At 70.0% G+C, this 26,497-nt stretch carries 26 protein-coding genes; 8 read left to right on the forward strand and 18 right to left on the reverse strand.

The window, feature by feature from the left end:
* The first annotated feature begins 62 nt into the window (after positions 1–62).
* Positions 63–1,043, forward strand: coding sequence for a sigma-70 family RNA polymerase sigma factor (locus tag ACFWYM_RS33065; RefSeq protein ID WP_384845751.1), 981 nt, complete (start codon positions 63–65; stop codon positions 1,041–1,043).
* Here ACFWYM_RS33065 and ACFWYM_RS33070 read toward each other — a convergent pair.
* The 3 genes from ACFWYM_RS33070 to ACFWYM_RS33080 all read right to left on the reverse strand — a co-directional run bounded on the left by ACFWYM_RS33070 (position 954) and on the right by ACFWYM_RS33080 (position 2,869).
* Positions 954–1,343: an STAS domain-containing protein gene (locus ACFWYM_RS33070; RefSeq protein ID WP_384845753.1), complete on the reverse strand. Its 390-nt coding sequence runs from the start codon at positions 1,341–1,343 to the stop codon at positions 954–956. The genes ACFWYM_RS33065 and ACFWYM_RS33070 overlap by 90 nt on opposite strands.
* A 95-nt stretch (positions 1,344–1,438) precedes the next feature.
* Entirely contained in the window at positions 1,439–2,023 is a 585-nt protein-coding gene (locus ACFWYM_RS33075) for a Uma2 family endonuclease (protein ID WP_384845755.1), read from the reverse strand.
* A 357-nt stretch (positions 2,024–2,380) separates the two neighbouring features.
* Entirely contained in the window at positions 2,381–2,869 is a 489-nt protein-coding gene (locus ACFWYM_RS33080; RefSeq protein ID WP_384845757.1) for a glycine-rich domain-containing protein, read from the reverse strand.
* A gap of 450 nt (positions 2,870–3,319) precedes the next feature.
* Between ACFWYM_RS33080 and ACFWYM_RS33085 the strand changes: the two genes are divergently transcribed.
* The 4 genes from ACFWYM_RS33085 (at position 3,320) to ACFWYM_RS33100 (ending at position 5,997) form a co-directional block, all read left to right on the forward strand.
* The gene (locus ACFWYM_RS33085; protein ID WP_384845759.1) at positions 3,320–3,574 is read left to right on the forward strand and encodes a hypothetical protein; all 255 of its coding nucleotides are present in this window, start codon (positions 3,320–3,322) and stop codon (positions 3,572–3,574) included.
* On the forward strand, positions 3,546–4,061 hold the full coding sequence (locus ACFWYM_RS33090; RefSeq protein ID WP_384845761.1) for a DUF6879 family protein: 516 nt from the start codon (positions 3,546–3,548) through the stop codon (positions 4,059–4,061). Before ACFWYM_RS33085 ends, ACFWYM_RS33090 begins: the two co-directional genes overlap by 29 nt.
* Positions 4,062–4,075: 14 nt before the next feature.
* Positions 4,076–4,927: a helix-turn-helix domain-containing protein gene (locus tag ACFWYM_RS33095; RefSeq protein WP_384845763.1), complete on the forward strand. Its 852-nt coding sequence runs from the start codon at positions 4,076–4,078 to the stop codon at positions 4,925–4,927.
* Between the two features lie 281 nt (positions 4,928–5,208).
* Positions 5,209–5,997 (forward strand): helix-turn-helix domain-containing protein, encoded by a 789-nt coding sequence (locus tag ACFWYM_RS33100; RefSeq protein ID WP_384845765.1) that lies wholly within the window; start codon positions 5,209–5,211, stop codon positions 5,995–5,997.
* Between the two features lie 13 nt (positions 5,998–6,010).
* Here ACFWYM_RS33100 and ACFWYM_RS33105 read toward each other — a convergent pair whose 3' ends face one another.
* From ACFWYM_RS33105 to ACFWYM_RS33145, 9 genes are all read right to left on the reverse strand, one after another.
* Entirely contained in the window at positions 6,011–7,291 is a 1,281-nt protein-coding gene (locus ACFWYM_RS33105) for a thymidine phosphorylase (protein WP_384845767.1), read from the reverse strand.
* 108 nt (positions 7,292–7,399) lie between these two features.
* Positions 7,400–7,828 (reverse strand): cytidine deaminase, encoded by a 429-nt coding sequence (locus tag ACFWYM_RS33110; RefSeq protein ID WP_384845769.1) that lies wholly within the window; start codon positions 7,826–7,828, stop codon positions 7,400–7,402.
* On the reverse strand, positions 7,825–9,093 hold the full coding sequence (locus tag ACFWYM_RS33115) for an ABC transporter permease (RefSeq protein ID WP_384845771.1): 1,269 nt from the start codon (positions 9,091–9,093) through the stop codon (positions 7,825–7,827). The genes ACFWYM_RS33110 and ACFWYM_RS33115 overlap by 4 nt, the downstream gene beginning before the upstream one ends.
* On the reverse strand, positions 9,090–10,241 hold the full coding sequence (locus tag ACFWYM_RS33120) for an ABC transporter permease (RefSeq protein WP_384845773.1): 1,152 nt from the start codon (positions 10,239–10,241) through the stop codon (positions 9,090–9,092). The genes ACFWYM_RS33115 and ACFWYM_RS33120 overlap by 4 nt, the downstream gene beginning before the upstream one ends.
* Positions 10,238–11,860, reverse strand: a complete 1,623-nt coding sequence (locus ACFWYM_RS33125) for an ABC transporter ATP-binding protein (protein WP_384845935.1) — start codon at positions 11,858–11,860, stop codon at positions 10,238–10,240. The genes ACFWYM_RS33120 and ACFWYM_RS33125 overlap by 4 nt, the downstream gene beginning before the upstream one ends.
* A gap of 206 nt (positions 11,861–12,066) precedes the next feature.
* Entirely contained in the window at positions 12,067–13,125 is a 1,059-nt protein-coding gene (locus ACFWYM_RS33130) for a BMP family protein (RefSeq protein WP_384845775.1), read from the reverse strand.
* Between the two features lie 241 nt (positions 13,126–13,366).
* Positions 13,367–14,452, reverse strand: coding sequence for a BMP family protein (locus ACFWYM_RS33135; RefSeq protein WP_384845777.1), 1,086 nt, complete (start codon positions 14,450–14,452; stop codon positions 13,367–13,369).
* A gap of 162 nt (positions 14,453–14,614) precedes the next feature.
* Positions 14,615–15,889, reverse strand: coding sequence for a M20 family metallopeptidase (locus ACFWYM_RS33140; RefSeq protein ID WP_384845937.1), 1,275 nt, complete (start codon positions 15,887–15,889; stop codon positions 14,615–14,617).
* 129 nt (positions 15,890–16,018) lie between these two features.
* Positions 16,019–16,741, reverse strand: a complete 723-nt coding sequence (locus ACFWYM_RS33145; RefSeq protein ID WP_384845779.1) for an FMN-dependent NADH-azoreductase — start codon at positions 16,739–16,741, stop codon at positions 16,019–16,021.
* 73 nt (positions 16,742–16,814) lie between these two features.
* Between ACFWYM_RS33145 and ACFWYM_RS33150 the strand changes: the two genes are divergently transcribed.
* Together ACFWYM_RS33150 and ACFWYM_RS33155 are read left to right on the forward strand one after the other, a co-directional pair.
* Entirely contained in the window at positions 16,815–17,747 is a 933-nt protein-coding gene (locus ACFWYM_RS33150) for a sigma-70 family RNA polymerase sigma factor (protein WP_384845781.1), read from the forward strand.
* A 71-nt stretch (positions 17,748–17,818) separates the two neighbouring features.
* Positions 17,819–18,451, forward strand: a complete 633-nt coding sequence (locus ACFWYM_RS33155) for an NADPH-dependent F420 reductase (RefSeq protein WP_384845783.1) — start codon at positions 17,819–17,821, stop codon at positions 18,449–18,451.
* On the opposite strand, the gene ACFWYM_RS33160 is transcribed toward ACFWYM_RS33155, so the two are convergent.
* Entirely contained in the window at positions 18,408–18,842 is a 435-nt protein-coding gene (locus tag ACFWYM_RS33160; protein ID WP_384845785.1) for a hypothetical protein, read from the reverse strand. The genes ACFWYM_RS33155 and ACFWYM_RS33160 overlap by 44 nt on opposite strands.
* Positions 18,843–18,945: 103 nt before the next feature.
* A complete protein-coding gene (locus tag ACFWYM_RS33165; RefSeq protein WP_384845787.1) occupies positions 18,946–20,196 on the reverse strand; it encodes a helix-turn-helix domain-containing protein in 1,251 nt (416 codons plus the stop codon).
* Between the two features lie 692 nt (positions 20,197–20,888).
* Here ACFWYM_RS33165 and ACFWYM_RS33170 point away from each other — a divergent pair.
* Positions 20,889–21,470 carry a GNAT family N-acetyltransferase gene (locus ACFWYM_RS33170; protein ID WP_384845789.1) on the forward strand — a complete coding sequence of 194 codons (582 nt, stop codon included), beginning with the start codon at positions 20,889–20,891 and terminating at the stop codon, positions 21,468–21,470.
* Between the two features lie 30 nt (positions 21,471–21,500).
* Here the strand turns inward: ACFWYM_RS33170 and ACFWYM_RS33175 are convergent, their stop codons facing one another.
* The 4 genes from ACFWYM_RS33175 to ACFWYM_RS33190 all read right to left on the reverse strand — a co-directional run bounded on the left by ACFWYM_RS33175 (position 21,501) and on the right by ACFWYM_RS33190 (position 26,327).
* Complete coding sequence (locus tag ACFWYM_RS33175) at positions 21,501–22,562, reverse strand: hypothetical protein (protein WP_384845791.1); 1,062 nt, start codon at positions 22,560–22,562, stop codon at positions 21,501–21,503.
* A 59-nt stretch (positions 22,563–22,621) separates the two neighbouring features.
* Entirely contained in the window at positions 22,622–23,584 is a 963-nt protein-coding gene (locus ACFWYM_RS33180) for an N-acetylneuraminate synthase family protein (protein WP_384845793.1), read from the reverse strand.
* A gap of 14 nt (positions 23,585–23,598) precedes the next feature.
* Complete coding sequence (locus ACFWYM_RS33185) at positions 23,599–24,909, reverse strand: cytidylyltransferase domain-containing protein (RefSeq protein WP_384845795.1); 1,311 nt, start codon at positions 24,907–24,909, stop codon at positions 23,599–23,601.
* A gap of 86 nt (positions 24,910–24,995) precedes the next feature.
* Positions 24,996–26,327 carry a DUF6716 putative glycosyltransferase gene (locus ACFWYM_RS33190; protein ID WP_384845797.1) on the reverse strand — a complete coding sequence of 444 codons (1,332 nt, stop codon included), beginning with the start codon at positions 26,325–26,327 and terminating at the stop codon, positions 24,996–24,998.
* Positions 26,328–26,497 lie beyond the last annotated feature (170 nt).

Consider the following 26,497-nt stretch of genomic DNA (forward strand, 5'->3'; position numbering starts at 1 on the left):
GGGACGACCAGCGACGACCAGCGACGATCAAGGCGATCTCGCGGTGATCAGGGGTGGGGACCATGAGTGATCTGGCGACGACGGCAGACCTGGACTCCCGCCTCGAGGGCCACCGGACCGAGCTGACCGGCTACTGCTACCGGATGCTCGGCTCGGCCTTCGAGGCGGAGGACGCGGTGCAGGACACGCTCGTGCGGGCGTGGCGCAACATCGACAAGTTCGAGGGGCGTTCCTCGCTCCGCTCCTGGCTGTACCGCATCGCGACGAACGTCTGCCTGGACATGCTCAACGCGGGCAACAAGCGGGCCCGCCCCATGGACCTGACGGCGGCCGCGCCCTTGGCCCAGGCGGCCCTGACTCCCCGCGCGGACAACGTCTGGCTGGAGCCGATGCCGGACGCCCGCGTGCTCCCGTCCGTCTCTGACCCGGCGGAGGCCGCGGTGGCGAAGGAGTCGGTGCGCCTCGCCTTCATGGCGGCCCTGCAGCAACTGCCGCCGAAGCAGCGGGCGGTGCTGATCCTGCGTGAGGTCCTGGCGTGGAAGGCGAGCGAGGTCGCCGAGCTGATCGACACCTCGGTCGCCTCGGTCAACAGCGCGCTGCAGCGGGCCCGCGCGACGCTGGCGGAGACCCCGAAGGACGACACCGCGACGTCCGACCCGCTGGACGAGGAGCAGCAGAAGCTCCTCGACCGCTACGTGGCGGCCTTCGAGGGCTACGACATGAAGGCGCTCACGGAGCTGCTCGCCGAGGACGCCGTCATGACGATGCCGCCGTTCGACCTCTGGCTCCAGGGCACCTCCGACATCACGGGCTTCATGTCGACGATGGGCGCGGCCTGCGCCAACGGCCGCCTGCTGCCGGTGAGTGTGAACGGATCGCCTGGCTTCGCCCAGTACAAGCCCGACCCGGACAACGGCGGCTTCATGCCGTGGTCGATCCAGGTCATCGAGATCTCAGCGGGCCGCATCGCCGGATTCCACTGCTTCCTCGACACGGAGAGGTGGTTCCCGCTGTTCGGGGTGCCGCTCCATCTCGACGACTAGGCCGAGGAGTTCGGAGAAACCCGCGAGGTCCAGCAGGGCGCGGAGGGCCGGGGTGGGGTTGCGCAGCCGTACCCCGCCTCCCGCTCTCCGGGCGGCCAGCTGCGCTCTGGCGAGGGCGTCGAGGGTGGCGAGATCGGGTGGCCCGAGGCCCGCGACGTCGACGACGACGGTGCCGGTGGGACTGGCCCGGACGTGGCCCTGGAGGTCCGCGCAGAGGCGGGGCACCGCGTCCTGGTCGAGGGGGCCGGTCAGGGTCAGGTGGGGCGGGGCGTCGGAGGGGGGCGAGGTGTCGGTGTCCATGGTGGGTGGACTGTCCGGGTGACCGGAACTCATCGGTGGGGCGCGGGGCTTTGCGGTGCCCCGCCGGGGGGCGGGTCGGTCCGGGTCGGTCCGGGTCAGTCCGTGGGGAACCGGGACGTGTCGAGGTCCAGGTCGAAGGGGGCGGGGAGCTTGATGGTCTCGCCGAACTTACAGGCGCTCAGGGTGCGGTAGACGTCGCCCGTAGGCTCCCCGTAGAGAGTGATCGTGGGGCCGCCGGGGGCCCAGCGGTCGATGAGGAGGTAGAGGGGGATGGCTGATCGCGCGTAGCAGGCGGCCTTGGTGATGCGGTCGTAGTGAGCGTTGCCCGGCGACGTCACCTCGACGACGAGCTCGGCGGCGCGGGCGGGAATGCAGGTACCTGGGGTCGCAACGTCTGCAACCGGCGCCACGACAAGATCGGGAATGGGCATGGCGACGCCCAACGGGAGGGCAACAGGCAGCGTCGGGTAGATGCCCCGATCTTCGGGGAGCCCGAAGTACAGACTGCGCTGCACCTTCTCCGCAATGGCGTGGTGCTGGTTCGCGGGACTGGGCGACACGGTGATGACCCCGTCGATGATCTCCACCTTGCTGCCCTCGGGCCAGTCCATCTCCTCCCAGAGGCGGACGAGGTCGTCCCAGGTCTGACCTGGCCAATGGTCAGTGACGCGTGCGCTCATGGCGATCTCTTCACTCGGTGTATCGATAAACACCCCCGCCGCAGTGGGGCAGGGGCGTTGTTTCGTTGGTACGCCAGCAGGCAGTCATTCGCCCTTCGGCGGGATGACGAATCCCCTCTTCGGGCCCGAACTCGGTTCCCCCTGAGGGAATGTGGCGGCAAGGGATGCCAGCGCGTCAGCGGTCACATCCCGGCGCCTGGCGGGATGGGCCGAGTCATACACACGCCAGTTCCCCTCCTTGTTCTCCGGGTCTTCCGGCGCCACCACACCAGAGATTCCCAACTGTCTGAGTACGGCCTCCACTTGTCGTGCCTGCTCGGCGTCCAAGCTTTCGCCTTCCGTCTGCTCGCGGTCAGCCTAGCTACTACCACCGCCCGAGCAATGAGAAGCGCAGTTGCCCGGATTGATCGGTCCGCAGCCACCTGGCTTGGGGGTGTGAGAGCAACTCGCCGCGACCGAGACCAGGGTCTTACCCGGGCCCGTCCACAGCTCGCTGTCCACGGTGTGCCCGCCCTGCTCGATGATCGCCACCGTTCGCGTGAGCGCGTGGTCGTCGTACCGATCGGCGTCGGGACGTTCGGGCCAGTGGTGCACGAACCGCCCCAGGCGGTCGCACAGCTTCTCGTACAGGTTCGTGTGAAGGATCAGCGCGTGCCATCCCTCGTCCACCACGTTGGAAGGCGTGACCTTGGCGGTGGGGAATTGCGCGGCGGCATCCATGAACTTGAGCGCTTCCACCACGATCCGCTCGGCCGTGGCCTCCTCCATGCCGGGGTTGTTGTCGATGACGGTTGCGACGACACCCCCGAACGCGACCGGGGTGAGTAATGCGCGTACATCGTGCATGTGCGTTCCTCCCTGTTGTGGCGCTTCACAGCTCATCCGATGCCTGGTGGTCGGGGCAGCTCGGGCAGCCGCATTGGCATCTCGGCCACTTCAAGCCGTCACCCGGAGCAAGGTCCCCGCCTTCGGGACCGCCTGCGTCCGCCTTGGCCACGAGTACGGCCCCACCGGCGCCGAAGGCGCCCGTGAGCCGAGCCAGGAACCGTCTGCTTTCCCCGCCGCTCATGTGGTCAGTCGGTCCGATGTCGTGCGTGTCGTCTCCGCCCGCCATGTCCGCCTCCCGGTCTGTTCCGCGTCGATGTCGTGACCGTAGAAATCGGGGAACGCAGGGCTCCACAAACTTGCACGAGCTTGCACGTCAATTGGCTGGGCCCATAGCGGTGTTGACTCCATGACTCCAGTTCAAACAAGCTGGTGCAAGCCCAAGCAAGTACCGGACCCAGGGAGCCTCTTATGGCCGTAGAGTTCGTGGGGATCGACCCCGACACCGACCGGGACCACTGCCCCACTGTGTGGGCGGACGCGGAAGCACAGGAGATCCTTTTGCAAGGGTGGAAGGCGACAGCCGAGACTCAGGCGGAGTGCGAGGGAACCAGCCCTGCGAACGGCCCTGTGCCCGGCAGCGAGGCCATCGTCAGGATTCCGGCCCGGATGATTCCGGCGATCAGGGAGGCGTGCGATGCCGTCGAGCGTGCCCAGCTTCGCTGAGCTGCTTGGCCGGTGCGAGCGGTCCGCCGTCCACCTGGAGTTGCGCGACTCGTACGCCACCACGGATCGGTTCGAGGCGTGGCAGCGGGGAGAGCGGATCGACTGGGAGAATCGCGCGTCCTGGTGGCACCCCTATGACCAGTTGATCGCTGACACCGTGGCCAGGGGCGTGGTGATCCGCAGAGCGCGGGTGATCTCCGAGCCGGTGTCGGAGTACATCCGCTGGGAGCATTACGTCACCCATGCCAATGTCACTGCAGGGGAGGAAGTCCGCTGGCTGCCGCGACGGCGAGCCACGGCCATTCCCTTGCCGGGGAACGACTTCTGGCTGTTCGATGACGCGCTGCTCCGGGTGCACCACTTCTCGGGCGACGGTGCGGTGGTAGAGGACGAGATCACAGCGGATCCGGAAGCGGTGAAACTGTGCTCCGCCGCCTTCGACGCGGTCTGGGAGCGGGCGATACCACACCACCAGTACAAGGTCTGACGAGAGCCAACTCCATGCCCCCGCACCCCTCTTCACGCGTTCAGAAGGCACGAGAGAAGCTTGCGGGCCGTCTGCGGGAGATCCGGAAAGACGCGGGGATCAGCGGGCGGGAGCTGGCCATCAGGTGCGGTTGGTCGGAGTCGAAGTCGTCCCGGATCGAGAACGCCAGGACCCCGCCCTCCGATGCCGACATCCGAGCGTGGTGCCGATCCTGTTCCGCCGACGACCAGGCCCCCGATCTGATCGCGGCCAACCGGCAGTCCGCCGAAGCCCATGTGGAGTGGAAGCAACTTCAGCGGACTGGCCTCCGGCGCCTGCAGGAAAGCATCGGCGACCTCTACCAGCAGACCAAGACCTTCCGCGTCTACGTATCCGACGTGATCCCCGGCTTTCTCCAGACTCCGGGGTACACCTCCGCGCTGTTGTCCTCCATCGCGGACTTCCGTGGAACACCGGATGACGTGAGCGAGGCCGTGACAGCCCGGATGCGGCGTAACGAGGTGTTGCGCATGGGCCGGCACCGGTTCTCCTTCGTGTTGGAGGAGTCGGTGTTGCGGCACCAGCTGTGCAGTGCCGAATCCATGGCGGCGCAGCTCGGTCACCTTCTCGGAGCCATGGACCTTCAGAACGTCGCCGTGGGCATCGTCCCGTTCTCGGGGCAACGGACCATGTGGCCCATGCCGACATTCACGATCTTCGATGACCGAAGGGTGCACGCTGACACCCTGGACGCCGCCTCCACCCTCACACAGCCCAGCCAGATCGAGCTGTACGTCCGCGCCTTTGAACGTCTCTCACAGCAGGCCGTACGGGGAGCGGCAGCACGTGCCCTCATCGCGAACGCGGTGGCAACCCTGGGCGGCTGACGGCTCTCCGGGTCGTGCATTCCGCGACCCGGTGGGCCGCGACGCACCCACCCTCGATGCATCCAAAGGACCTGGGCAAGGAACCTCCCAACCTTCCCCTCCAACTCCGCCTGGAAGCAGGGGACTTCCCCAACTCCCTTTGTCATCACATCGGGTGACGGAGTGGAATATGCAGGAGCGAAGGCGCTACGTTCGCGACGACAACCGCACACAAAGACGGCCCCCGGCGGGACGGCAATCCCGGTCCGAGGGCCTCACTACGAGGAAGCAACACCTTCCCCATGAGCTCAGCGCAGTCTAACGCGCCCGCTGTCGGCCACGCCCCCAACTCCGGCGGCGTCACCCACATCCGCCACCGACACGCCACCCACTTCACGGTCGTCGGCAACCATCTCGCCCAGCATCGCGGCCTCTCCGCCACCGCCATCGGGATCGGCGTGTACATCCAGTCGCTGCCCGACGGGGCTCACGTCGGCATCAAGGTTCTCGCAGCCCACTTCCCGGAGAGCGAGTACCGAATTGCCGCTGCACTGCGGGAACTTGAAGCCGCCGGGTATCTGCGGCGGACCAAGGTGCGGACCGACGGGCAGCGGATCGTGACCCGTACGACGTACTTCGACTGCCCTGGCGCACAGACACCCGCGCGGGCGAGCTCACCTCCGCGACCCGTCGTCTGCCTGGTCAAACCCCGGCGCGAGCGGCCCACACCCCGCCGCCCCGAAGGGCCGGCCGCCGACCTCCTCGCCGGGCTCCGCGCCCGCGACCCCCGCCTCACTCTCTCCGTGCGGGACGTCGCCGCTCTGGCACCCGCCGTAGAAGCATGGTTGGAGCGCGAAGTGCCGCCCGAGCAGGTCGCCCGAACCCTCAGCACCGGCCTGCCCGGCGTCCCCATCCACCGGCCCGCGAGACTCCTCGCCCATCGGCTCGAACAGTGGCTGCCACCGGCCCTGCCCACGTCCCCCACAACGGGCGCAGCCGTCGTCATCCCCCTCCAGGAATGCGACGGCTGCGATCGGGCCTTTCGTTCCGCCGAACCCGGGCTCTGCCGCGAGTGCGGACCCGTCGCGTAAGGCGGGTCGGGAATCAGGCGATCCGGTCCCGCACGATCGGCGTCCGCTCGAACTGCGTCCCCGCCGCCCCGATGTCGTACGAGCCCGCCACCGACTCCAGCGCGTACTCGAAGCGCTCCGGGGTGTCCGTGTGCAACGTCAGGAGCGGGGCGCCCGCGACCACCGAATCCCCCGGCTTCGCATGCAGTTCCACGCCCGCCGCCGCCTGCACCGGGTCCTCCTTGCGGGCCCGGCCCGCGCCCAGGCGCCAGGCCGCGACGCCGATGTCGTAGGCGTCGAGGCGGGTCAGGACGCCCGAGGACGGCGCCGTCACCACGTGCGTCTCGCGCGCCGTCGGCAGGGTCGCGTCCGGGTCACCGCCCTGCGCCGCGATCATGCGGCGCCACACGTCCATCGCCGAGCCGTCGGCCAGAGCCTTCGCCGGGTCGGCGTCCTTCAGGCCCGCCGCGTCCAGCATCTCCCTCGCCAGGGCCAGCGTCAGCTCCACCACGTCGGAGGGGCCGCCGCCCGCCAGGACCTCCACCGATTCCCGGACTTCGAGCGCGTTACCGGCCGTGAGGCCCAGCGGGGTCGACATGTCCGTCAGCAGGGCCACCGTGCGCACCCCGCTGTCCGTGCCCAACTCGACCATCGTGGAGGCCAGTTCGCGGGCGTCCTCGATGTTCTTCATGAAGGCGCCCGAGCCCACCTTCACGTCCAGGACCAGGGAGTCCGTGCCCTCCGCGATCTTCTTCGACATGATCGAGGACGCGATCAGGGGGATCGCCTCCACCGTGCCCGTCACGTCGCGGAGCGCGTAGAGCTTCTTGTCGGCGGGGGCCAGGCCGTCGCCCGCCGCGCAGATCACCGCGCCCGTGCCGTTCAGGACGTCCAGCATTTCCTCGTTCGAGAGGAGCGCCCGCCAGCCCGGGATCGACTCCAGCTTGTCGAGCGTGCCGCCCGTGTGGCCGAGGCCGCGGCCCGAGAGTTGGGGGACGGCGGCTCCGCACGCCGCGACCAGGGGGGCCAGCGGGAGCGTGATCTTGTCGCCCACCCCGCCCGTGGAGTGCTTGTCCGCCGTGGGGCGGGAGAGGGAAGAGGAGAAGTCCATGCGGTCGCCCGACGCGATCATCGCCGCCGTCCAGCGGGCGATCTCGGGGCGGGTCATACCGTTCAGGAGGATCGCCATCGCGAGGGACGACATCTGTTCGTCGGCCACCTCGCCGCGCGTGTACGCGTCGATGACCCAGTCGATCTGGGCGTCGCTGAGCGCGCCCTTGTCCCGCTTCGTACGGATGACGGAAATGACGTCCATGGCAAATCCCTTCCTCGTGCCTGAACCGGCACAGCGACTCTACGCGCATAGAGCGACATGATGGCGACGGCCCCCGCCCGTTGCTCAGCAACAGGCAGGGGCCGTACATCAGTTGAGGTTCTCCGGGCCGAACGCGTCCGGCAGCAACTCCGCCAGCGTCCGGATGCCCGAGCCCGTCTCCAGGAGGAGTTCGGCGCCCCCGAACTCGTACAGGAGCTGGCGGCAGCGGCCGCACGGCATGAGCAGTTCGCCCTTGCCGTCCACGCACGTGAAGTGCGTGAGGCGGCCGCCGCCGGTCAGCTGGAGCTGGGAGACCAGGCCGCACTCGGCGCACAGGCCGAGGCCGTAACTGGCGTTCTCCACATTGCAGCCGGTGACGGTCCTGCCGTCGTCGGCCCGTGCCGCGGCGCCGACCGGGAAGCCCGAATACGGGGCGTACGCGCGGGACATGGCATCCCGCGCGGCCTCCCGCAGGGCACTCCAGTCGAACCGTTCGGAGTCGGAGTCGAAGTCGGAGTCCGCGGCGGCTGGCGTCACTTTCCTTGGCCCTTTCGGTACGGCATTCCGTCCGCCTTCGGCATCCGCAGGCGCTGGGCTGAGAGGGACAGGACCAGGAGCGTCACGACGTACGGGGTCGCGGTGACGACCTGGTTGGGCACCTCGTCCGTCAAGGCGTACCACGCGAACATCAGCACCGACACCGCCGCCGTGATGACGGCGGGGACGTAGCGCTTGCGCCACACCAGATAGGCCGCGCCGATCAGGATCAGGATCGCGAGGAGGAGCAGCAGCGCGTGGACGTTGTCGCCGCCGCCGCGCAGCCGCAGGCTGTCGGTGTAGCCGAACAGGCCGGCGCCGAGGGCGAGTCCGCCCGGCATCCAGTTGCCGAAGATCATCGCGGCGAGGCCGATGTAGCCGCGGCCGCCCGTCTGGCCCTCCAGGTAGATGTTGGACGCCACCAGGGAGAGGAACGCGCCGCCGAGGCCCGCGAGGCCGCCGGAGATGACGACCGCCAGGTACTTGTACTTGTAGACGTTCACGCCGAGGGACTCGGCCGCCACCGGGTTCTCGCCGCAGGAGCGCAGGCGGAGGCCGAACGCGGAGCGCCACAGCACCCACCAGGTCAGCGGGATCATCGCGACGGCGATCACGGTGAGCGGCGACAGGTCGGTGACCAGGCCGCCGACCAGGCCCGCCACGTCCGAGATCAGGAACCAGCCCTTGTGGTTGAGGTCCGCGAGCCAGTCCGAGAGGCCGGGGACGGAGAACTTGCCGAGCGAGTCGATCGGCGGGGACTGCTTGGACGTGCCGCCCTCCTTGCCCTCGAAGGCGAAGGTGGAGAGGTAGCGGGTCGCGCCCAGGGCGAGGATGTTGATGGCCACACCGGAGACGATGTGGTTCACGTTGAAGGTGACCGTGACGATCGCGTGCAGCAGTCCGCCGATCGCGCCGCCGAGGACACCGAAGAGGATGCCGACCCACGGGCCCCACTGGTAGCCCGCCCAGGCGCCGAACCAGGTGCCGAGGATGAGCATGCCCTCGAGGCCGATGTTGACGACGCCCGCGCGCTCGGCCCACAGGCCGCCGAGGCCCGCGAGGCCGATCGGCACGGCCAGGCGCAGGGCGGTGGACATCTGGCCGGTGGAGGTGATGCCGTCCGCGCCGGTGATGAGGCGCACGACGGAGGTCAGGACCAGTACGCCCGCGACGATCAGAAGGACGACCGGCAGCGAGAGGCGGCGGCCGCGCTTGCCCGAAGCGGGCTGCTGGGCCGGGGACTTGGCGACGGTTGCCGTACTCATCGGGCAGCCACCTCCTTCACGGAGTCGTTGTTGTTGCCGTTGCCGTCGGTGTCCGCGGTGCGCGCGGCGGCGGCCAGTTCCTCACCGACGCGCTGCTGCTGGCGCTTGAGGCCCCAGCGGCGCACCGCCTCGTACGAGACGACGACCGCGATCACGATGAGGCCCTGCATGATCACCGCGATCTCCTTGTCGTACGCGACGGGTTCCGCGTAGTCGAGGGCCGGGGACGCCTTGTCGAGGAAGGCCCACAGGAGCGAGGCGAAGGCGATGCCGACCGGGTTGTTGCGGCCGAGCAGGGCGATGCCGATGGCGGTGAAGCCGAGGCCCGCGGGGAAGGTCTGGCTGTAGGTGTGGGCGTCGCCGAGGAGGATCGGCAGGCCCGAGAGGCCGGCGATCGCGCCGGAGAGCACGATCGCGGTGAGCACCATGCGCTTGGCGTTCACGCCGCTGGCGGCGGCCGCCGACTCGGAGGCGCCGGTGGCGCGGAGGTCGAAGCCGAAGCGGGTGCGGTTGAGGACCAGCCAGTAGACGATGCCCGCGAGGACGGCGATGACCACGAAGCCGTAGATCTCGCCGGCGGCGCCCATGTCGATGCCGGGGAACCAGCCGGACTTGTGCATGACGCCGGTCGTCATGTTGTTCTCGACCGGGACGCCGAAGTTCTCGGCGAGCGTGAGGTAGCCGATGACGCTGGTCGCGATGGAGTTCAGCATGATCGAGGAGACGACCTCGCTGACTCCGCGCGTCGTCTTCAGGATGCCCGCGATGCCCGCCCAGAAGGCGCCGGTCAGCATCGCGACCAGGATGAGCAGCGGGATCTGGAGGAAGGACGGCAGCGCCACGTGCGCGCCGACCACCGCGGTGACCAGGGCGGCGAGGCGGTACTGGCCGTCCACACCGATGTTGAAGAGGTTCATGCGGAAGCCGATGGCGACCGCGAGCGCCGCCAGGTAGTACATCCCGGCCTGGTTGATCGTCAGGACCTGGATGTCGGAGTAGGCGACCTGCTTGAACATCAGCTGGTACGGCTCGATCGGGTTCTTGCCCGACGCGAGGAGCACGACCGAGGTGAGCACCACGGCCACGACGAGGGCGATGACCGGTCCGGCCACCGCGAGGAGCACCCGCTCCTTGTCGAACTTCTTCATCGGGCCTCGTCCTCCGGGGCTTCGGCGGCCTCGTCCGCGCGGTCTTCGGCGGCCTCTTCTTCTACGTGTTCCAGGTGGCCCGACGCCGCGCCCGTCATCGCCGAGCCCAGCTCCTCCGGCGTGATGGTGGCCGGGTCGGCGTCCGCGACCAACTGGCCGCGGTAGATGACCCGCAGGGTGTCGGAGAGGCCGATCAGCTCGTCCAGGTCCGCGGAGATGAGGAGGACGGCGAGGCCCTCGCGGCGGGCCTCGCGGATCTGGTCCCAGATCTGGGCCTGCGCGCCGACGTCCACGCCGCGCGTGGGGTGGGCGGCGATCAGGAAGCGCGGCCGGTGGCTCATCTCGCGGCCGACGATCAGCTTCTGCTGGTTGCCGCCGGAGAGGGAGGCCGCCGTCACGTCGATGCCGGGCGTACGGACGTCGTACTCCTCGACGATGCGGCGGGTGTCGGCCTGCGCGCCCTTCGGGTCGAGCCAGAAGCCCTTCGCGTTCGGCTTCTCGGTGACGTGGCCGAGGATGCGGTTCTCCCAGAGAGGGGACTCCAGGAGGAGGCCGTGGCGGTGGCGGTCCTCGGGGATGTAGCCGACGCCTTGTTCGCGGCGCTTGCGGGTGGCCCAGGAGGTGATGTCCTCGCCCGCGAGGTGGATCTCGCCGGAGTCGGCGCCCTTGAGGCCGATGAGCGCGTCGATCAGCTCGGTCTGGCCGTTGCCCTCGACGCCCGCGAGGCCGAGGACCTCGCCCTCGTGGATGGTGAAGCTGATGTCGTCCAGGAGCGGACGGCCGCCCTCCGCGAGGAGCCTGAGGCCGCGGACCTCGATCATGGGCCGTTCCGTGACCGTCGACTCGGCGGTCTCCGGGGTCGGCAGCTCGCTGCCCACCATCAGCTCGGCGAGCTGGCGCGGCGTCGTCTCGGACGGGACCGCCGTGCCGACCGTCGTGCCCCGCCGGATGACCGTGATGTCGTCGGCGACCGAGAGCACCTCGCCCAGCTTGTGCGAGATGAAGATGACGGACAGGCCCTCCGCCTTGAGCTCGCGGAGGTTGTCGAAGAGCGCGTCGACCTCCTGCGGCACCAGGACGGCGGTGGGCTCGTCCAGGATCAGCGTGGTGGCGCCGCGGTAGAGGACCTTGAGGATCTCCACGCGCTGGCGGTCGGCGACGCCGAGGTCCTCCACGTACGCGTCGGGGCGCACCCCGAGCCCGTACCGCTCGGATATCTCGGCGATCTTCTTGCGGGCCCCGGCGCCGATGCCGTGCAGCTGCTCGCTGCCGAGGACGATGTTCTCCAGGACCGTCAGCTGGTCGGCCAGCATGAAGTGCTGGTGCACCATGCCGATGCCGCGCGCGATGGCGTCGGCGGGGCTGGCGAAGCTCACCTGCTGTCCGTCGACGGCGATGGTGCCCTCGTCCGGCTTCTGCATGCCGTAGAGGATCTTCATCAGGGTCGACTTGCCGGCCCCGTTCTCGCCGACGAGGGCGTGCACGGTGCCCTTGCGGACGCTCAGGTGGATGTCGTGGTTGGCCACGACGCCCGGGAAGCGCTTGGTGATGCCGCTGAGTTCAACTGCGGTGGCCCGGACGGTGGTCTTGCCCGTGTCTGGGCTGGTGGACGCGTCGATGGCGCACTCTCCTCGGGAATCCTTAAGGAAAGGGGCCACCACCTGATCGCTGAGCGCGCAGTGCTGCCCCTAGCTGGGAGCCTCAACCGCCGCGCGCCGCACGGCTGTTGAGGGGGTCGGCGCGCGGAGCGGGGCGTGGCCGGACCGGGCGGCCCCCTGGGCCGACGGTCCTCTCCACACCCCGCTCCACTGCCGTAACGCCGCCATTACAGCGTGGTCTTGACCTTGATCTTGCCGCTCTTGATGCCGTCCTCGGCCTTCTTGAGGGCCGCCTGCAGGTCGGTCATCTTCTTGAACTCGGGGTTCGAGTCCGCGAGTCCGACGCCGCCGGAGGCGAGGTCCGCGCGGACCACACCGCCCTTGGCGCTCCCATCCTGGACCTGCTTGGCCAGGTTGTACACCGCCCCCTCGACGTCCTTCGTGGCCGAGGTCAGGATGTACTTCTTGTACGCCGCGAGGGGCTTCTGCAGGTACTGGTCGGAGTCGACACCGATCGCCCAGACCTTCTTCGCGGCGGCGGCCTCGATGACGCCCTGACCCGACAGGCCCGCGGCGTGGTACACCACGTCGGCGTTGTCGTCGTCGATCTGGCCGCTCGCGGCCTCCTTGCCCTTGTCGGGGCTGGAGAAGCCGCCGTCCTCGGCCTTCTCGGTGATCATCTTGCGCTTGACCTTGATCGACTTGTCCACGGAGGCGACGCCCTGGACGTAGCCCGCCTCGAACTTGCGGATCAGGTTGTTGTTGACGCCGCCGACGAAGCCGACCGTCTTGGTCTTGGTGGCCTTGGCCGCGGCGACACCCGCGAGGTAGGAGGACTGCTCCTCGTTGAAGACCAGGTCCGAGACGTTCTTCTCCTGGATCGTGGCGTCGTCGACGATGCCGAAGGAGGTCTTCGGGAACTGCTTGGCGACCTCCTTGACCGCGGGGGCATAGGCGTAGCCGATGCCGACCACGGGGTTGTAGCCCTTCTTGGCGAGCTGAGTGAGGCGCTGCACCTTGTCGGCGTCGGACTCACCGTCGGTGGGCTCGACGGCCTCCTTGCCGATCTTGAGCTCCTTGGCGGCCTTGTCCATGCCGCGCGTGGCGGCGTCGTTGAAGGACTGGTCGCCCTCGCCGCCGACGTCGTACGCGATGGCGATGCCCTTGCCCTTGCCGCCGTCGGAGGAACCGGCGGCGTCGCTCGACGTGCCGCCACAGGCAGAGACAGAAACAGCGAGAGCAGCGGTCGCACAGCCCGCGACTGCTATTCGAGACACCCGGCGCATAGAGACGAACTCCTTTTGTACACATGCACAAAGCACGTACGAGCGCCTCACCCGGCGCTGATTTCGCCGCAGCGTAACGCGCGTAGACCAACCAGAAGAACCCTTCTGTCCCGTCCGTTATCGAGCTGTGGCCGCAACATTGCTTACACGTGTACGAAGGGTGGGCGCCCCCCGAGGCCGGGGAGCGCCCACGTTTCCTACAAAGCCACCGCCGGGCGACCGCCGGACGACCGCCGGGCGGCTACGGCACGGTCTTGACCGTGACCTTGCCGCTGACGATGTCCTTCTTGGCCTTCTCGACGGCGGCCACGGCGTCCTTCATGGCCTGGTACTTGGGGTTGGTGTCGGCGAAGCCGACGCGGCCCGACTTCAGGTCGTAGCGCTGCTCGCCCGCCATCGGCTTGCCCTCGACGACCGACTTCGTGAGGTCGTAGACGGCGCCGCCGACGTCCTTCAGGGCCGAACCGAGGATGTAGTCCTTGTACTTGGCGAGGGGCTTCTGCTGGTACTGGTCGGAGTCGACGCCGATCGCCCACACCTTCTTGGACCCGGCCTCCTGGATCACGCCCTGCCCGGAGAGGCCCGCCGCGTGGTAGATGACGTCGGCCCCGTCCTCGATCTGGCCGCTCGCGGCGCTCTCACCCTTGTCCGGGCTGCTGAATCCGCCGTCTTCGGCCTTTTCCGTCAAATACCGCTTCTCGATTTTGATCTTCGGGTCGACGGAGTGCACGCCCTGCACGAATCCGGCCTCGAATTTGTGAATCAGGTTGTTGTCGACACCGCCGATGAATCCGACATGCTTCACCTTCGTGACTTTCGCCGCGGCGACGCCCGCCAGATAGGAACTCTGCTCCTCGTGGAAGACCAGGTCGGCGACGTTGTCCGCCTTCACCGAGGCGTCGTCGACGATCCCGAACGTCGTCTTCGGGAACTTCTTCGCGGCGGCCTGCACGGCGGGGGCGTAGATGTAGCCGATGCCGATGACCGGGTTGTAGCCCTTGGCGGCCAGCTGCTCCAGGCGCTGCACCTTGTCGGCGGCGGACTCGCCGTCGGACGGCTCCATGTCCCGGCCACCGATCTTGAAGTCCTTGCGGGCCTTGGCGAATCCGGCGTACGCGGCGTCGTTGAAGGACTGGTCGCCCTTGCCGCCGATGTCGTACGCGAGGCCGATGCCCTTGCCCTTGTAGTTCTTGGAGACGCCCGAGCCGGACGTGCCGCCCTCGTCGTCACCGGCGGACTCGGAGCTGGTCTTGCCGCACGCGGAGGCCGCGAGGGCGAGAGCCGCCACCGCCACGGCCACTTGGGAAAGTCTCGATACACGACGCACAGGACGCACCCCTTACGTTCCCCAACGCACCGTTGACGGCGCTGATTTGGGGCGAACCGTAACGCGCGTAGAAAGGCAGCGGAACGGGGTTTCGCACGGCTGTTATCGATTCGTGGCGGGGGCGTCGTGTGCCGGGGCGCCCAGGCCCCGGCACAGGGCGCGTCAGACCACCCGGGTGTCCAGCAGGGCGGCCGCCGTGAACAGCTCCACGCCGACCGTGATCGCTGACTCGTCGGCGTCGAAGTCTCCCTGGTGGAGGTCGCGGACGGTGCGCTCGCCGGGGGTGCGCACGCCGAGCCGGGCCATCGCGCCGGGCACCCGCTCCAGGTACCAGGAGAAGTCCTCGCCGCCGAGGCTCTGCTCGGTGTCCTCGATGGACTGCACACCCCGCCGCGCGGTCATGGCACCGCGCAACAGGTCGGTGATCTCCGGGTCGTTGACGACCGGCGGCACACCACGGATGTAGTTGATCACCGGCTTGGCGCGGTACAGGTCCGCGATCTCCTGGATCGCCCCGTGCACCAGGTCGGGCGCCTGCCGCCAGGTCTCCAGGTCCAGGCAGCGCACCGTGCCGGACAGCTCGGCGTGCTGCGGGATGACGTTGCAGGCGTGCCCCGCCTCCAGGCGCCCCCAGGTCACGGCGAGCCCCGACCGGGCGTCGACGCGCCGCGCGACCAGCGGCGGCACTTCGGTGACGACCTTCGCGGCGGCGGTCACCAGGTCCGTGGTGAGATGCGGCCGCGCGGTGTGCCCGCCCGCCCCGTCGAGCGAGACCTCCAGCCGGTCGCAGGCCGAGGTGATGGGCCCGTGCCGCAGCCCGATGCGCCCGGCGTCCACGCGCGGATCGCAGTGCACCCCGATGATCCGCCCCACCCCGTCGAGCACCCCCGACTCGATGGCGTCCGGGGCACCGCCCGGCAGCACTTCCTCGGCGGGCTGGAAGATCAGCCGTACCGGATACGGGAGTTCACCGCGCTGCGCCAGCTCGGCGAGGACGAGTCCGGCGCCCAGGACGACGGTGGTGTGCACGTCGTGCCCGCAGGCGTGGGCGCGGTGCGGCACCGTCGACCGGTAGGCGACGTCCTTGGTGTCGGGGATGGGCAGCGCGTCGATGTCGGCCCGCAGCGCGAGCAACGGCCGCGTGCCGTCCCAGCCGTCCGTTCCGATATCGCAGATGAGCCCGGTCCCGATGGCGAGAATCTTGGGCTCGAGCCCCGCCTTCTCCAACCGTGCCTTGAGGGCGGCGGTCGTACGGAACTCCTGGTTGCCGAGCTCGGGGTGCATGTGCAAGTCGCGCCGGAAGGCGACGAGTTCGGCGCGCAGCCCCTCGGGCAGCGCGCCGGGCAGCAGGGCCGCCGGAGCGGCCTCACCCCCTGCCGGGGCGTCGGCTCCTGCTCCGCCCTCTGCTTCGGCTCCTGCTTCGGACTCGCGGGACATCACTTGGTTCACCCTCTGAAGGGTAGGGCGGCCGAGGGGTCAACTGGCCCACGATCAACAAAAGTTCAGCCCGATAGGGGAAGAAAAAGTGGCCGTGGTGCGCATGGCGCGTCGTAGGGGTGGGTAAACTCACGGCCTTTTCTGACAGATGGCGGCAAGGTCGCTTGACAAGTCATCGGCACGGCGCCGGGAGCTCACCGCGAGGTCCTGGAACCGGGCGAGAGCGGGGATGTCCCAGGCCCGGGTCATCTCGGCGGCGACGAAGTGCAGGTTCTCGGCGGGGACGCCGAGCATCTGGGTGAAGTAGGCGCGCAGATACGGGGTTTGGAAGTCGCACCCCTCGCGCGGGGTGCCGGGCCCGTAGGCGCCCCCACGGGCCATGAGCAGAACGAAACGAGTGTCCCGCAGCACACTCGCGCCTCGGGCCACATCACCGTAGGCACCGGGGAAGCTGATGCGGTCGATCCACGCCTTCAGGGCGGCGGACACGGTGAAGTTGTACATCGGGACCCCGAGGAGCACGGTGTCCGCCGACCGCAGCTGCTCGACGAGCGGCAGGGTCAGCGCCCACTCCCGCTCCTCCGCCGCGCCCTCGGCGACCGCGGCGACCTTGCCGAGCGCCACGCCGCCGAGCCGCTCCACGCGCTGCCCCAGGGACGCGTACGCGCCGGAGATCAGCGGGACGGGGTCGGCGGACAGGTCCCGGTAGAGGTACCGGGACCTGTCCCGGCCCCGGTCCCCGGGCTCGTGGTGGGCGGCGCGCCAGGCGGCCACGAAGCGCTCGGTCAGCTGGCGGGTGACGGAGTCGGCGGCGGGGCTGGCGCTGGAGTCGAGGTGGAGCAGCGTGGTCATGTCTCTCCCTGGTCACTTCCGCGTGGTTGCGTGCGTCTTCTAGGTGACGAGGGACGTCTCGGAAAGGTGACCCATGGGTTCCAGGCACGGTCAGGAGCGACTCGCCGAGCGGTTCGAGGAGCACCGGGGGCACCTGCGGGCGGTGGCGTACCGGATGCTGGGCTCGCTGGCGGAGGCGGACGACGCGGTGCAGGAGGCGTGGCTGCGGCTGGCCCGGGCAGCGGGTTCAGGTGATGCCCCGATCGAGAACCTGGGCGGCTGGCTGCGCACGGTGGTCTCCCGCATCTGCCTGGACGTGCTGCGCTCACCGCGCTCGCAGCGTGTGGACCTGGTGGGGCAGCAGGTGCCGGACGAGCCGATGCCGCCGGGGGCACCGGGGTCAGGGGGGACCCCCGAGGAGGAGGCGCTGACGGCCGAATCCGTGGGCCGGGCACTGCTCGTGGTCCTCGACACCCTCACTCCCCCCGAGCGCGTGGCGTTCGTCCTGCACGACCTGTTCGCGGTCCCGTTCGCGGAGATCGCGCCGATCGTGGACCGCTCCCCCGTCACGACGAAGAAGCTCGCGAGCCGGGCGCGGGGAAGGGTGCAGGGCACTCCGGCGGTCCCGCCGGCCGACCTGGAGGCGCACCGCGAGGTGGTCGAGGCGTTCCTGGCGGCGGCACGCGGCGGCGACCTGACCGCGCTCCTCACGATCCTGGCCCCCGATGTCATCCGCAGGGCGGACCCGACGACACTTCCCGCGGGCGCGGCGCCGGTGGTACGGGGCGCGGACGAGGTGGCTCGCGAGACGGTGCTGCTGCGCCGCAACGCCCGGTTCGCGGCGGCGGCCCTGGTCGACGGCCGCCCCGGCATCGTCGTGGCCCCGTACGGGCGGCTGCTGATCGCGTTGCGGGTGACGGTGGCGGAGGGGCGGGTGGCGGAGTACGAGGTGATCGCAGATCAAGTACGGCTGGCGGGGCTGGAGTTGGCGGTCCTGGACCGATCAGTCCTGGACCGATCGGCCTAGGCCACACCACCTACGCCCCCTGGTCCCGCGGACCGATCCGCGCCCGCCAACGCCCGGCCTAGCGTCTGGGCATGCGAATCGGACTCCTCGGAACAGGCAATGTCGCCCGCGCGCTGGCAACCGCGTGGGCGGCCAAGGGACATGACGTACTGCTGGGCTCGCGCACCCCGCAGAAGCGGTCGGACCTCGCGCTCCCCGTGGCGGGCGTGCGGGAGGCGGCGGAGCACGCGGAGGTACTGGTGAACGCGACGCCGGGCGGCGACTCGGTGGGGCTGCTCCAGAGCATCGGGGCGAAGGTCCTGGACGGACGGGTCCTCCTCGACGTGGGCGTCGGCCTCACGCCCGAACTGGGCCTGACGCACCTGGAGGAGTCGCTGGGAGAGGAGATCCAGCGCACGTTCCCGGACGTGGCGGTCGTCAAGACGCTCTGCACGATGGACTCCGCGGTCATGACGGCGCCGGACTCCCTGACGGGCCCCAGCACGGTGTTCCTCTCGGGCGAGGACGAGCCCGCCAAGCGCGTCGTGTCCCACCTCCTGACCGACCTGGGCTGGTCCCCCGACTCCCAACTCGACCTGGGCGGCATCGCGACGGCCCGCGGCCAGGAACACTTCGCGCTGCTGTTCATGGGGGTGGCGGGGGGCCTGGGGACGTATGGGTTCAACATTCGGGTGGTGCCGCCGCGGGCGGGGGCGGCGGCCTGACAGGAGGCACGCCGGGTCCGTCAGCCCCGTCCAGGTCCTCCACCTCGATGGAGTCAAGATCCTCGTCGAGTACGGGCAGACGGGCGCCCCGGCTCTCCGCGACGCGCAGTGCATCGGACAGTGACTCGACCAAGCGTGCGGCGAGATAACGGAGTTCGCCGAATGAGATCTTCGGGTCGCCGAGTATGTCGGTCGCTCGGCCGAGCAGATCCGCTCCCATGCCGAGCTGGATGGCCTCGACGTTGTCCGCGACGCGGGAGAGGTAGCCCCTTCCATCACCCGCCAGGAAACAGGGTTTGCCGTCCGGGCTCACCCACGGAAGAAGCCGGACGGCATCCGAGCGGTTCGTCATGCGGTGCGGCATGTCGGCCTGCTTTCTCAGGTTGGCCACGCCCCCGGACCGATCGCACGGTCTCAGGGGGCTGGTTGGTCATGCGATGACTGACCGTAGGGCCCCTGAGAAGGGAGTAGGGGCACAGTTTGTGCCCCTACTCTCACGCCGCCAATACGCCGATCTTGACCGCTAGTTGACTTGCCCGACGCCGCTGTGACGGACTCTTCGAATCCGCCTCCTCCAACACGATGCGGCGGGCGTAGCCGTTGTAACGGATGGTTTCCGGTGCCGCTTCATACGCCTTGTCGAGCGTCGCGAGTGCCGCCTCCGGCTGACCGTCGAGCTGGTAGCCGCGTGCTTCCTCGATGCGGTGACGGGCACGCCGGGGACGAGAGGGAATAGTCGCCGTGTCCGCCGCTGCCGCTTGCCGGACGCTCTCTGCACCCGCGTGCAGCTCGACCGCGATGGTGACCGCGTGCGCGCCCATCACGGCGCGGGAGAAGGACGTCACTGGGTGGTAGTAGTCGGCCGGCAGCCGCTTGGCCAGGGCCCGTGCCGTGTCCCAGTACCGCCAGGCCGTTCCGGTGTCGCCGCGTCGCGCGGCGGTGTATCCGGCTTCGAATTGCAACGCCCCGGAGATGGCGAGCACATCGTTGCCCGCGTCGGACAGGAGCGGTTCCAGATAGCGGATGGTCTCCAGATTCACCGCGTCCGCTGCGTCGAAGTGCGCGTGTCCGCTGTCGCGATGCGCTTGCGTGGCCAGCCAGGCGGAGACACCGATGGTGTGCGGATCCTCCGACTCCTGGGCGGCGACCATGCCGCGCTCCACGACCCGCCACAACAGCGACGTGTCCGGCTGGTAAGCAATGAAGAACTGGCTCAGGCTGTACGCCTCCGCCAAGAGCCCTTGGGCTGCGCGGCGTTCCCATGCCGTGTCGGCCTGAAGCACCGCGAGCTGCGCGTCCCGGATGAGGTCCGGCAGGAGCGCCCCGATGACATCCCGGTGGTTCGGCGCGGAATGCCGGGCGCTCCATGCCCGGACCAGCCGTTCCCGCAGATGCACGGGGGACGGTGCCTCGCGACGCGTGGTCAACGGAAACTCGTTGATGGCATTCCGTACGTGTGGCAGGCGCGCGTGTCCAGGACCCGTGAACAGGTGGATGGCCCTTGACTGATCGCCGGTGAGCTCTGAGAGATCCCTGGCTCGAAGAGCCTCGGCGATACGCAGCACCATGGGGAGCTTGGGCATCTGAAGGCGCCCGCCCTCAACTTGCTTGACCCAGCTCGGTGACCTCCCCAAGAGCCCGGCCAGCACTCCACGGCTCATACCGCGGCGGGTTCGCAGAATCTGCATGCGCTGGCCGAAGGCAATCGGCTCTGCGAACGGGTCCGGGGAAGCATCTGAAGACACGGCCTTGCCCCTCTCTGCACAGCTCGTCCCTGTCAGAGTACGGGGGCAAGACCGGGCTTGTTGATCCCTTACGGAACTCCCTGCCATGCCCTTCGAGCACACGGCGACAGGAGTTGGACCAGGCCGATGGAGCCCGCCCCGGCCCGGACATGGTGGCGGGGGTGGCGGGTGGGCCAGGACGGTGCGGGGGCCGAGAGGGGCGGCACGACTCGGCTCGGCCAGCCCGGTCTCCGGCCCACCTCTAGCCGCGACGCACCCCCGGTGGAGGGGGATGGCGGGTGGGCCAAGACGGTGCGGGGGGCGAGAGGGGCAGCACGAGTCGCGCCAGTTCGGCGGCCACTCGTCGGTCGACGCCACGCACCGGGTGGAGGGGGTGGTGGGTGGGCCGGGGCCGGACCGGGGCGGCGACGGGCGGCACGACGGCTTGGGTCACCACGGGTCACGGCCAGCTCTGTCGTGTGTCGCGTGTGTGCGGGCCGGGTGCGTGCGGGCCGGGGCGTGCGGGCCGGGTGCGTGGGATCCCGGCCTGCGCGTCGAGTGCGTGCCTGTCGCATGTGTGCGAGCTGCGTACGTGCGCGGCCTGCGTACGCGTCGGGTACGTACGACCGGGGTGCGTCTGAGCCCCGTACGTTCCCGTTGGGTTCGTGCGTCCCGGCCGGTGCGTGTGCCGCGTCCGTGTCAGCATGGCCCGCATGTGCCCAGTCGGTCCCACCGGTCCCACCGGTCCCATCCCCGTCCGCCTCGAAGGCGACGCCCTCACCCTCCGCGAGTGGACCGACGACGACCTCCCCGCCATGGTCGAGCTCTTCGACGAGGAGGAGGTCGCCCATCGCACCCCGCTCGCCTCGCCCTTCGACCTGGAGGCCGCGCGGGGGTACCTGGAGATGATCCGGCGGGCGCGGGCCACGGGTGAGCGGCTGCATCTTGCTGTTGCCGTCGACGGAGACGGGGCTGGAGCTGGAGCTGGACACGGAGACGTGCCCGTCGGTGAAGTGCTGCTCAATCTGCAGCGGGGCACCATGGGCTACGCCATCGGCGCCGCCCACCGCGGGCAGGGGCTGGCCCGCCGTGCCGTGGACCTGCTCACCGCGTACGCCCACGACACTCTCGGCCTCGCCCGCGTCGTCCTGCAGATCGAGCCCGACAACGCGGGCAGCATCGCCGTCGCCCGGGCCACCGGTTACCGGCTCAGCAGCACCGACGAGCCGGAGTGGGTGAAGGGGAAGGCCGGGCGGACGTACCAGCTCATCAGCTGGGAGCACCTCAAGCCGTAGCCGGACGGCGGCCGAGAGAGCCACGCCCCCTCAAGCCGTCGCCGTCGCCGTCGCCGCCACCGAAGCCAGCCTCTGCACATCCCGCGCCGTCCCCGTAACCCCCGACAGGAACCCCTGCGCCCGCGGCGACGCCGTCTCCGTGAGCCAGGACGGGTCGATGTCCATGACCGCCACCTTGACCTCCGTGCCCGCGAGGGCAAGTGGCAGTGTGTGGACGACCGTTGAGGGGAAGCTCAGAATGACCCGTCCGATCGGGCCCCGGCGCGCGATCAGCTCCAACGGCAGGTCGGGGCGGACCACTTGGAGGCCCGTCTCGACCGCGAGGCGATGGAGTTTCTCCGCGCTCTCGCGGCGGTGCGCGAAGTAGCGCGTCGCGCCGTGCGCCACCGCCAGGCCGCGTACCGCATCCACATAGCGGTCGGGGTCCACGACTCCCGTTTCCACCAGGGACGTTCCGACCAGGTCCGCGCCCCGCGAGACGCGCGGCGGGCCGAAGCGGGCCCGCGTCCAGGCGAAGTCGTTCGCCGTCACCGTCACCCCGTCCGGCGCCGACTCGATCGGCATGGACGAGAAGACCTCCACCGTACGGCGGGAGCTCGGTGTCAGGCGGCGGCGGGCCGCCCCCGAGACCGGGGCGAAGACCAGGTCGCGGGGGCCGGGCCGGCCGCCACGGCGGTGCCAGCGCACCAGGCGTTCGCCACGCGCCAGTTGGGAGACGAACTCCATCGTGGCCGTGCCGTCGTCGACCACGACGAGGGAGCGCGCCCGCGTGATCGTCAGGAGCAGCTGTACATAGCGGGAGAAGGGGTCGCCGATCACGACCCGGTCCGCGCGGCGCAGCGCGCCCGCGAGACCGCCGACCGTGTGGAAGGGGGCCGTGGGGCCGCCGCGCGCCTCCTCCCAGCGGACCTGCACGCCCTCGTCGCGGGCCAGCTGTGCCATGCGGCGCAACTGGCCCCGCGTCATCGGGTCGTTGGGAGACAGGACCACGACGGTGAGCTCCCCGGCCGAACCGGTCGCGCCCGCCATGTGTGCCCACTCCAACACGTTGAGGAGCTGCACGGGGCTCTCCACGAACGCCAGGGTGCTCATCGTCGTATGTCCCGTATCCCGTATCCCGTGTCCCGTATCCGTCAGGAGGTCCGTGGGCCTCAGACCGCGACCGGCTCGCGCTCCGCCGCCTCGGTCTCGGCGACGACACCCGCGACGCGGCGCAGCTTCTTCATCGGGCCGAGCTCCGACTCGTAGACCTTCTTGACGCCGTCACCGAGGGACGCCTCGATGGTGCGGATGTCGCGGACGAGGCGGGTCAGGCCCTGCGGCTCGACCGAAGCGGCCTGGTCCGAGCCCCACATGGCGCGGTCGAGGGTGATGTGGCGCTCGACGAAGGTGGCGCCGAGGGCGACGGCGGCCAGGGTCGTCTGGAGGCCCGTCTCGTGGCCGGAGTAGCCGATCGGGACGTTCGGGTACTCGGCCTGGAGGGTGTTGATGACGCGGAGGTTCAGCTCCTCGGCCTTCGCCGGGTACGTCGACGTGGCGTGGCAGAGCAGGATGTTGTCCGAGCCGAGGACCTCGACCGCGTGACGGATCTGCTTCGGCGTCGACATGCCCGTCGACAGAATCACCGTCCGGCCCGTCGCGCGCAGCGCCCGCAGAAGCTCGTCGTCCGTCAGCGACGCCGACGCCACCTTGTGCGCGGGGACGTCGAACTTCTCCAGGAAGGCGACGGCCTCGGTGTCCCACGGGGACGCGAACCAGTCGATGCCGCGCTTGGCGCAGTGGTCCGAGATCGCCTGGTACTCGGACTCGCCGAACTCCACGCGGTGGCGGTAGTCGATGTACGTCATGCGGCCCCAGGGGGTGTCCCGCTCGATGTCCCACTGGTCGCGCGGGGTGCAGATCTCCGGGGTGCGCTTCTGGAACTTCACGGCGTCGCAGCCGGCGTCGGCGGCCACGTCGATCAGCGCGAGGGCGTTCTCCAGGTCACCGTTGTGGTTGATGCCGATCTCGCCGGTGACGTAGACGGGCTGGCCGGGACCTGCGGTGCGCGAACCGAAGCTGCGGAGGCGGGAGTTGAGGGAGGCAGCCGCGGAGGTGGCGGGGGTGGCAGACATGAGGATTGCGTTCCTTACTTGTTGAGGGAGTCGAGAGAAGGGCCGAGGATCCAGCTGGCGATCTCTCGGATCGCGCCGTCGCCGCCGGGAACGGTGGTGACCGCACGTGCGGCGCCGCGTACGACGTCGTGGGCGCTCGCGACCGCCACGGGCCAGCCGACGAGGCCGAAGCACGGGAGGTCATTGACGTCGTTTCCGACGTAGAGCACGCGCTCGGGAGCGATGCCCTGCTCCTCGCACCACTGCTTGAGTGCGAGGTCCTTGCGGTCGATGCCGTGCAGGACCGGGATCTTGAGTTTCCGGGCCCGGGCGGCGACGACCGGGTTCTGTTCCGTGGACAGGATCAGCATCGCCAGGCCGCTCTTGCGGAGGGCCGCGATGCCGAGTCCGTCTCCCCTGTGCACGGAGACGAACTCCCGTCCGTCGGAGTCGATCAGCACCCTGTCGTCGGTCTGGGTGCCGTCGAAGTCGAGGACGACCGCGTCGATGTCGTCGGCGGTCGGGAGCGAACCGGGCTGGTCCGCGTCGAAGAGGGGCGCGAGCGCACGGGCGCGCGCCAGGTCGTGCGGGTCGTCGATCTCCAGGACCCGCGCGGGGTCGGTGCGCACGAGCTCGGTGCGGCCGAAGAAGCGGTGCTTGTGCTCGCGGAAGCCGGGCGCGGCCATGCCGTAGACGGCGCCGGTCTCCAGGAGGTCCTGGGGGCGGTCCTGGCGGCGCGGCCGGAAGGACTTGTCGTGGTTGACGCCGTAACCGCCGTCCGTGGCCGTGGAGTTGGCGACCTTCACCGAGCCGTTCCCGCCCACCTCGCCGGTGCGCTGGGCGCCGAGCACCGCCGGGTCGTCGTCGGCGTCCCGCCACACGAAGCCGTGGAAGGGCGCCACGGTCAGGGCGGTGTCGGCGCCGCCGCGCACCACCGCGTCGACCACGGCGTCGACGTCCTCGCGGACGATGAAGGGGCTGGTGCACTGGACGAGGAGGACCACGTCGACGGGCTCGCCGTGCAGTGCCTCGTGGGCGTCCATGGCGTGCAGCACGGCCGCCTCGCTGGTCGCCGTGTCCCCGGCGATCGCCGCGGGCCGCAGCACCACTTCGGCGCCCGCCGAGCGCGCGGCCTCGGCGATCACATGGTCGTCGGTGGAGACGACGACGTCGGTGACGAGCCGGGCGGCCCGTGCCTCCCGGACGGCGCGCGCCACCAGGGGGACGCCGCCGACCGGGGCGAGGTTCTTGGCGGGCACGCCCTTGGAGCCACCGCGCGCGGGGATCACGGCGAGGACCCGGCGGGCCGGCGTGCTCGCTGGGGCGGGGCGGTCGGGGTGGGACATGGGGGCGGCTCCTTGGCGGGGGAGGTGGGGGTGGGGGTTCGGCACGTTCGGCGCGGTCGTGGCTCGCTCGTCCGGCGTCGGCGCGGTCACAGCTCGCCCATCCGGCGGATGACGGGCGCCACGCGCTGCACTCCGTGGCGGTAGGCGCCGCGGGCCGCGCTGCGCACGGCCTGGCGCACCGGGCCCGGCTCGCGGTCGGCGGCGGGCGCTCCGGGGAGCGGGGCGCCGTCGGGGCCGAGGTGGTGGCGGGCGAGGATCCGGGGCAGGTAGCCGGAGGCGGTGACGGGGCTGTAGTAGGGGGTGAGCGGCGGGAGTTGAGGGGCGGCGAGCAGCTCTTCGACGCGCGAGCGGGCCGCGTCGAAGGCCGTCGCGTACGTCCCGTCCGCGGCGACTCCCTGGCGCGCCGTCCACTCCGGGTCGGCCTCGGGGCGGTGCCCGGCGTCCAGCTGGTCGAAGGAGGCCAGGCAGCCGGAGCCGATGAAGTGGTGGTTGCCGAGCGCCTCGCGCACCCCGAGGTCGGTGAGGACCGCGGTGGGGATGCGCCGGTGCAGGGCTTCGAGCGCGGCGGTGGAGCTGATGGTGACCAGCAGGTCGGCGTGGTCGAGGACGTCGCCCATATGCCCGTACACGAGCCGGAAGTTGGGCGGCGCGTCCTCGGCCTTGACGAGCTTCTGGTACGGGAGTTCCTCGATGTGCGTGGTGTGCTCGCCGGGCTTGCTGCGCAGCTTGAGCAGCACCTCGCGCTCGGGGCGCTGCCGCGCGTGCCGGACGAGGCGGCGCAGCAGGTAGGTGCGGTCGGCCTTGTTCTCCGGTACGGAGGGCTGGGCCGCGAAGACCACCGTGTAGGGGTCCTTGGCCTCGTAGGGCGCGCCGCCGAGGAAGGGCAGCGCGCACTCGGTGACGCTCGACGCGTCGGCGCCCACTCCCTCGTACACGGCGCGGAAACGCTCCGCGTCCTGGCGGGAGTTGGCGAGGACGACGTCCGCGCCGTGCCGCAGGAGGAGCCCGTCGGCGAGCTTCTCGTAGACGACGCCGACGTAGCCGGTGACGACGACGGGACGCCGGGCGCGCCCCTGCCAGGCGTGGGCGAGACCGTGCAGGACCGCCTGGACGGCACCGCCGACGAGGGCGAGCACGACGATGTCGTACGCCTCTTCCCCGGTGCGCTCCCGCCCCATCTCCTGCAGGAACTCCACCGCGGTGACTTCGCGGAGGGAATCGGCGCGCACGCCGACTTCCTGGAGCTGCCGGGGGGTGGGCGTGGCCCGGCCACGGAGCAGATATCCGTCGAGTCTGGCACCCTGGATGAGGCGGTTCGCGGTGAGTGCGCCCCATTTCCACCGGGTGTCGGAATCGGCGAGCACGGCGATGCGTGTCTGCTGCTGATCCCTGGTGGTCTCGTTGTCGCTTACTGGCACAGCCAAGACGCTAGGAAGGCCCGTCGATTCGCGGCCCAACTCAGGTGCAACAAACGGTTAACAGAGAGCCGACGAATGGCGAATCGGCACGTCGGAATCGTCTCTCACAAGCCGGTTAACCATCCCGCCATGCGTCGTTCACCTGACATCCCACCAAGGGTCAAGACGAA

This window comes from Streptomyces sp. NPDC059009 (genome assembly GCF_042740175.1).
Lineage (GTDB): Bacteria > Actinomycetota > Actinomycetes > Streptomycetales > Streptomycetaceae > Streptomyces.

Bases quoted from the DNA above. Each gene is read 5' to 3' on its own strand.
- ACFWYM_RS33065 (WP_384845751.1), top strand. From the start codon at position 63: ATGAGTGATCTGGCGACGACGGCAGACCTGGACTCCCGCCTCGAGGGC.
- ACFWYM_RS33070 (WP_384845753.1), bottom strand. From the start codon at position 1,343: ATGGACACCGACACCTCGCCCCCCTCCGACGCCCCGCCCCACCTGACC.
- ACFWYM_RS33075 (WP_384845755.1), bottom strand. From the start codon at position 2,023: ATGAGCGCACGCGTCACTGACCATTGGCCAGGTCAGACCTGGGACGAC.
- ACFWYM_RS33080 (WP_384845757.1), bottom strand. From the start codon at position 2,869: ATGCACGATGTACGCGCATTACTCACCCCGGTCGCGTTCGGGGGTGTC.
- ACFWYM_RS33085 (WP_384845759.1), top strand. From the start codon at position 3,320: ATGGCCGTAGAGTTCGTGGGGATCGACCCCGACACCGACCGGGACCAC.
- ACFWYM_RS33090 (WP_384845761.1), top strand. From the start codon at position 3,546: ATGCCGTCGAGCGTGCCCAGCTTCGCTGAGCTGCTTGGCCGGTGCGAG.
- ACFWYM_RS33095 (WP_384845763.1), top strand. From the start codon at position 4,076: ATGCCCCCGCACCCCTCTTCACGCGTTCAGAAGGCACGAGAGAAGCTT.
- ACFWYM_RS33100 (WP_384845765.1), top strand. From the start codon at position 5,209: ATGAGCTCAGCGCAGTCTAACGCGCCCGCTGTCGGCCACGCCCCCAAC.
- ACFWYM_RS33105 (WP_384845767.1), bottom strand. From the start codon at position 7,291: ATGGACGTCATTTCCGTCATCCGTACGAAGCGGGACAAGGGCGCGCTC.
- ACFWYM_RS33115 (WP_384845771.1), bottom strand. From the start codon at position 9,093: ATGAGTACGGCAACCGTCGCCAAGTCCCCGGCCCAGCAGCCCGCTTCG.
- ACFWYM_RS33120 (WP_384845773.1), bottom strand. From the start codon at position 10,241: ATGAAGAAGTTCGACAAGGAGCGGGTGCTCCTCGCGGTGGCCGGACCG.
- ACFWYM_RS33130 (WP_384845775.1), bottom strand. From the start codon at position 13,125: ATGCGCCGGGTGTCTCGAATAGCAGTCGCGGGCTGTGCGACCGCTGCT.
- ACFWYM_RS33140 (WP_384845937.1), bottom strand. From the start codon at position 15,889: ATGTCCCGCGAGTCCGAAGCAGGAGCCGAAGCAGAGGGCGGAGCAGGA.
- ACFWYM_RS33145 (WP_384845779.1), bottom strand. From the start codon at position 16,741: ATGACCACGCTGCTCCACCTCGACTCCAGCGCCAGCCCCGCCGCCGAC.
- ACFWYM_RS33150 (WP_384845781.1), top strand. From the start codon at position 16,815: ATGGGTTCCAGGCACGGTCAGGAGCGACTCGCCGAGCGGTTCGAGGAG.
- ACFWYM_RS33155 (WP_384845783.1), top strand. From the start codon at position 17,819: ATGCGAATCGGACTCCTCGGAACAGGCAATGTCGCCCGCGCGCTGGCA.
- ACFWYM_RS33170 (WP_384845789.1), top strand. From the start codon at position 20,889: ATGTGCCCAGTCGGTCCCACCGGTCCCACCGGTCCCATCCCCGTCCGC.
- ACFWYM_RS33175 (WP_384845791.1), bottom strand. From the start codon at position 22,562: ATGAGCACCCTGGCGTTCGTGGAGAGCCCCGTGCAGCTCCTCAACGTG.
- ACFWYM_RS33180 (WP_384845793.1), bottom strand. From the start codon at position 23,584: ATGTCTGCCACCCCCGCCACCTCCGCGGCTGCCTCCCTCAACTCCCGC.
- ACFWYM_RS33185 (WP_384845795.1), bottom strand. From the start codon at position 24,909: ATGTCCCACCCCGACCGCCCCGCCCCAGCGAGCACGCCGGCCCGCCGG.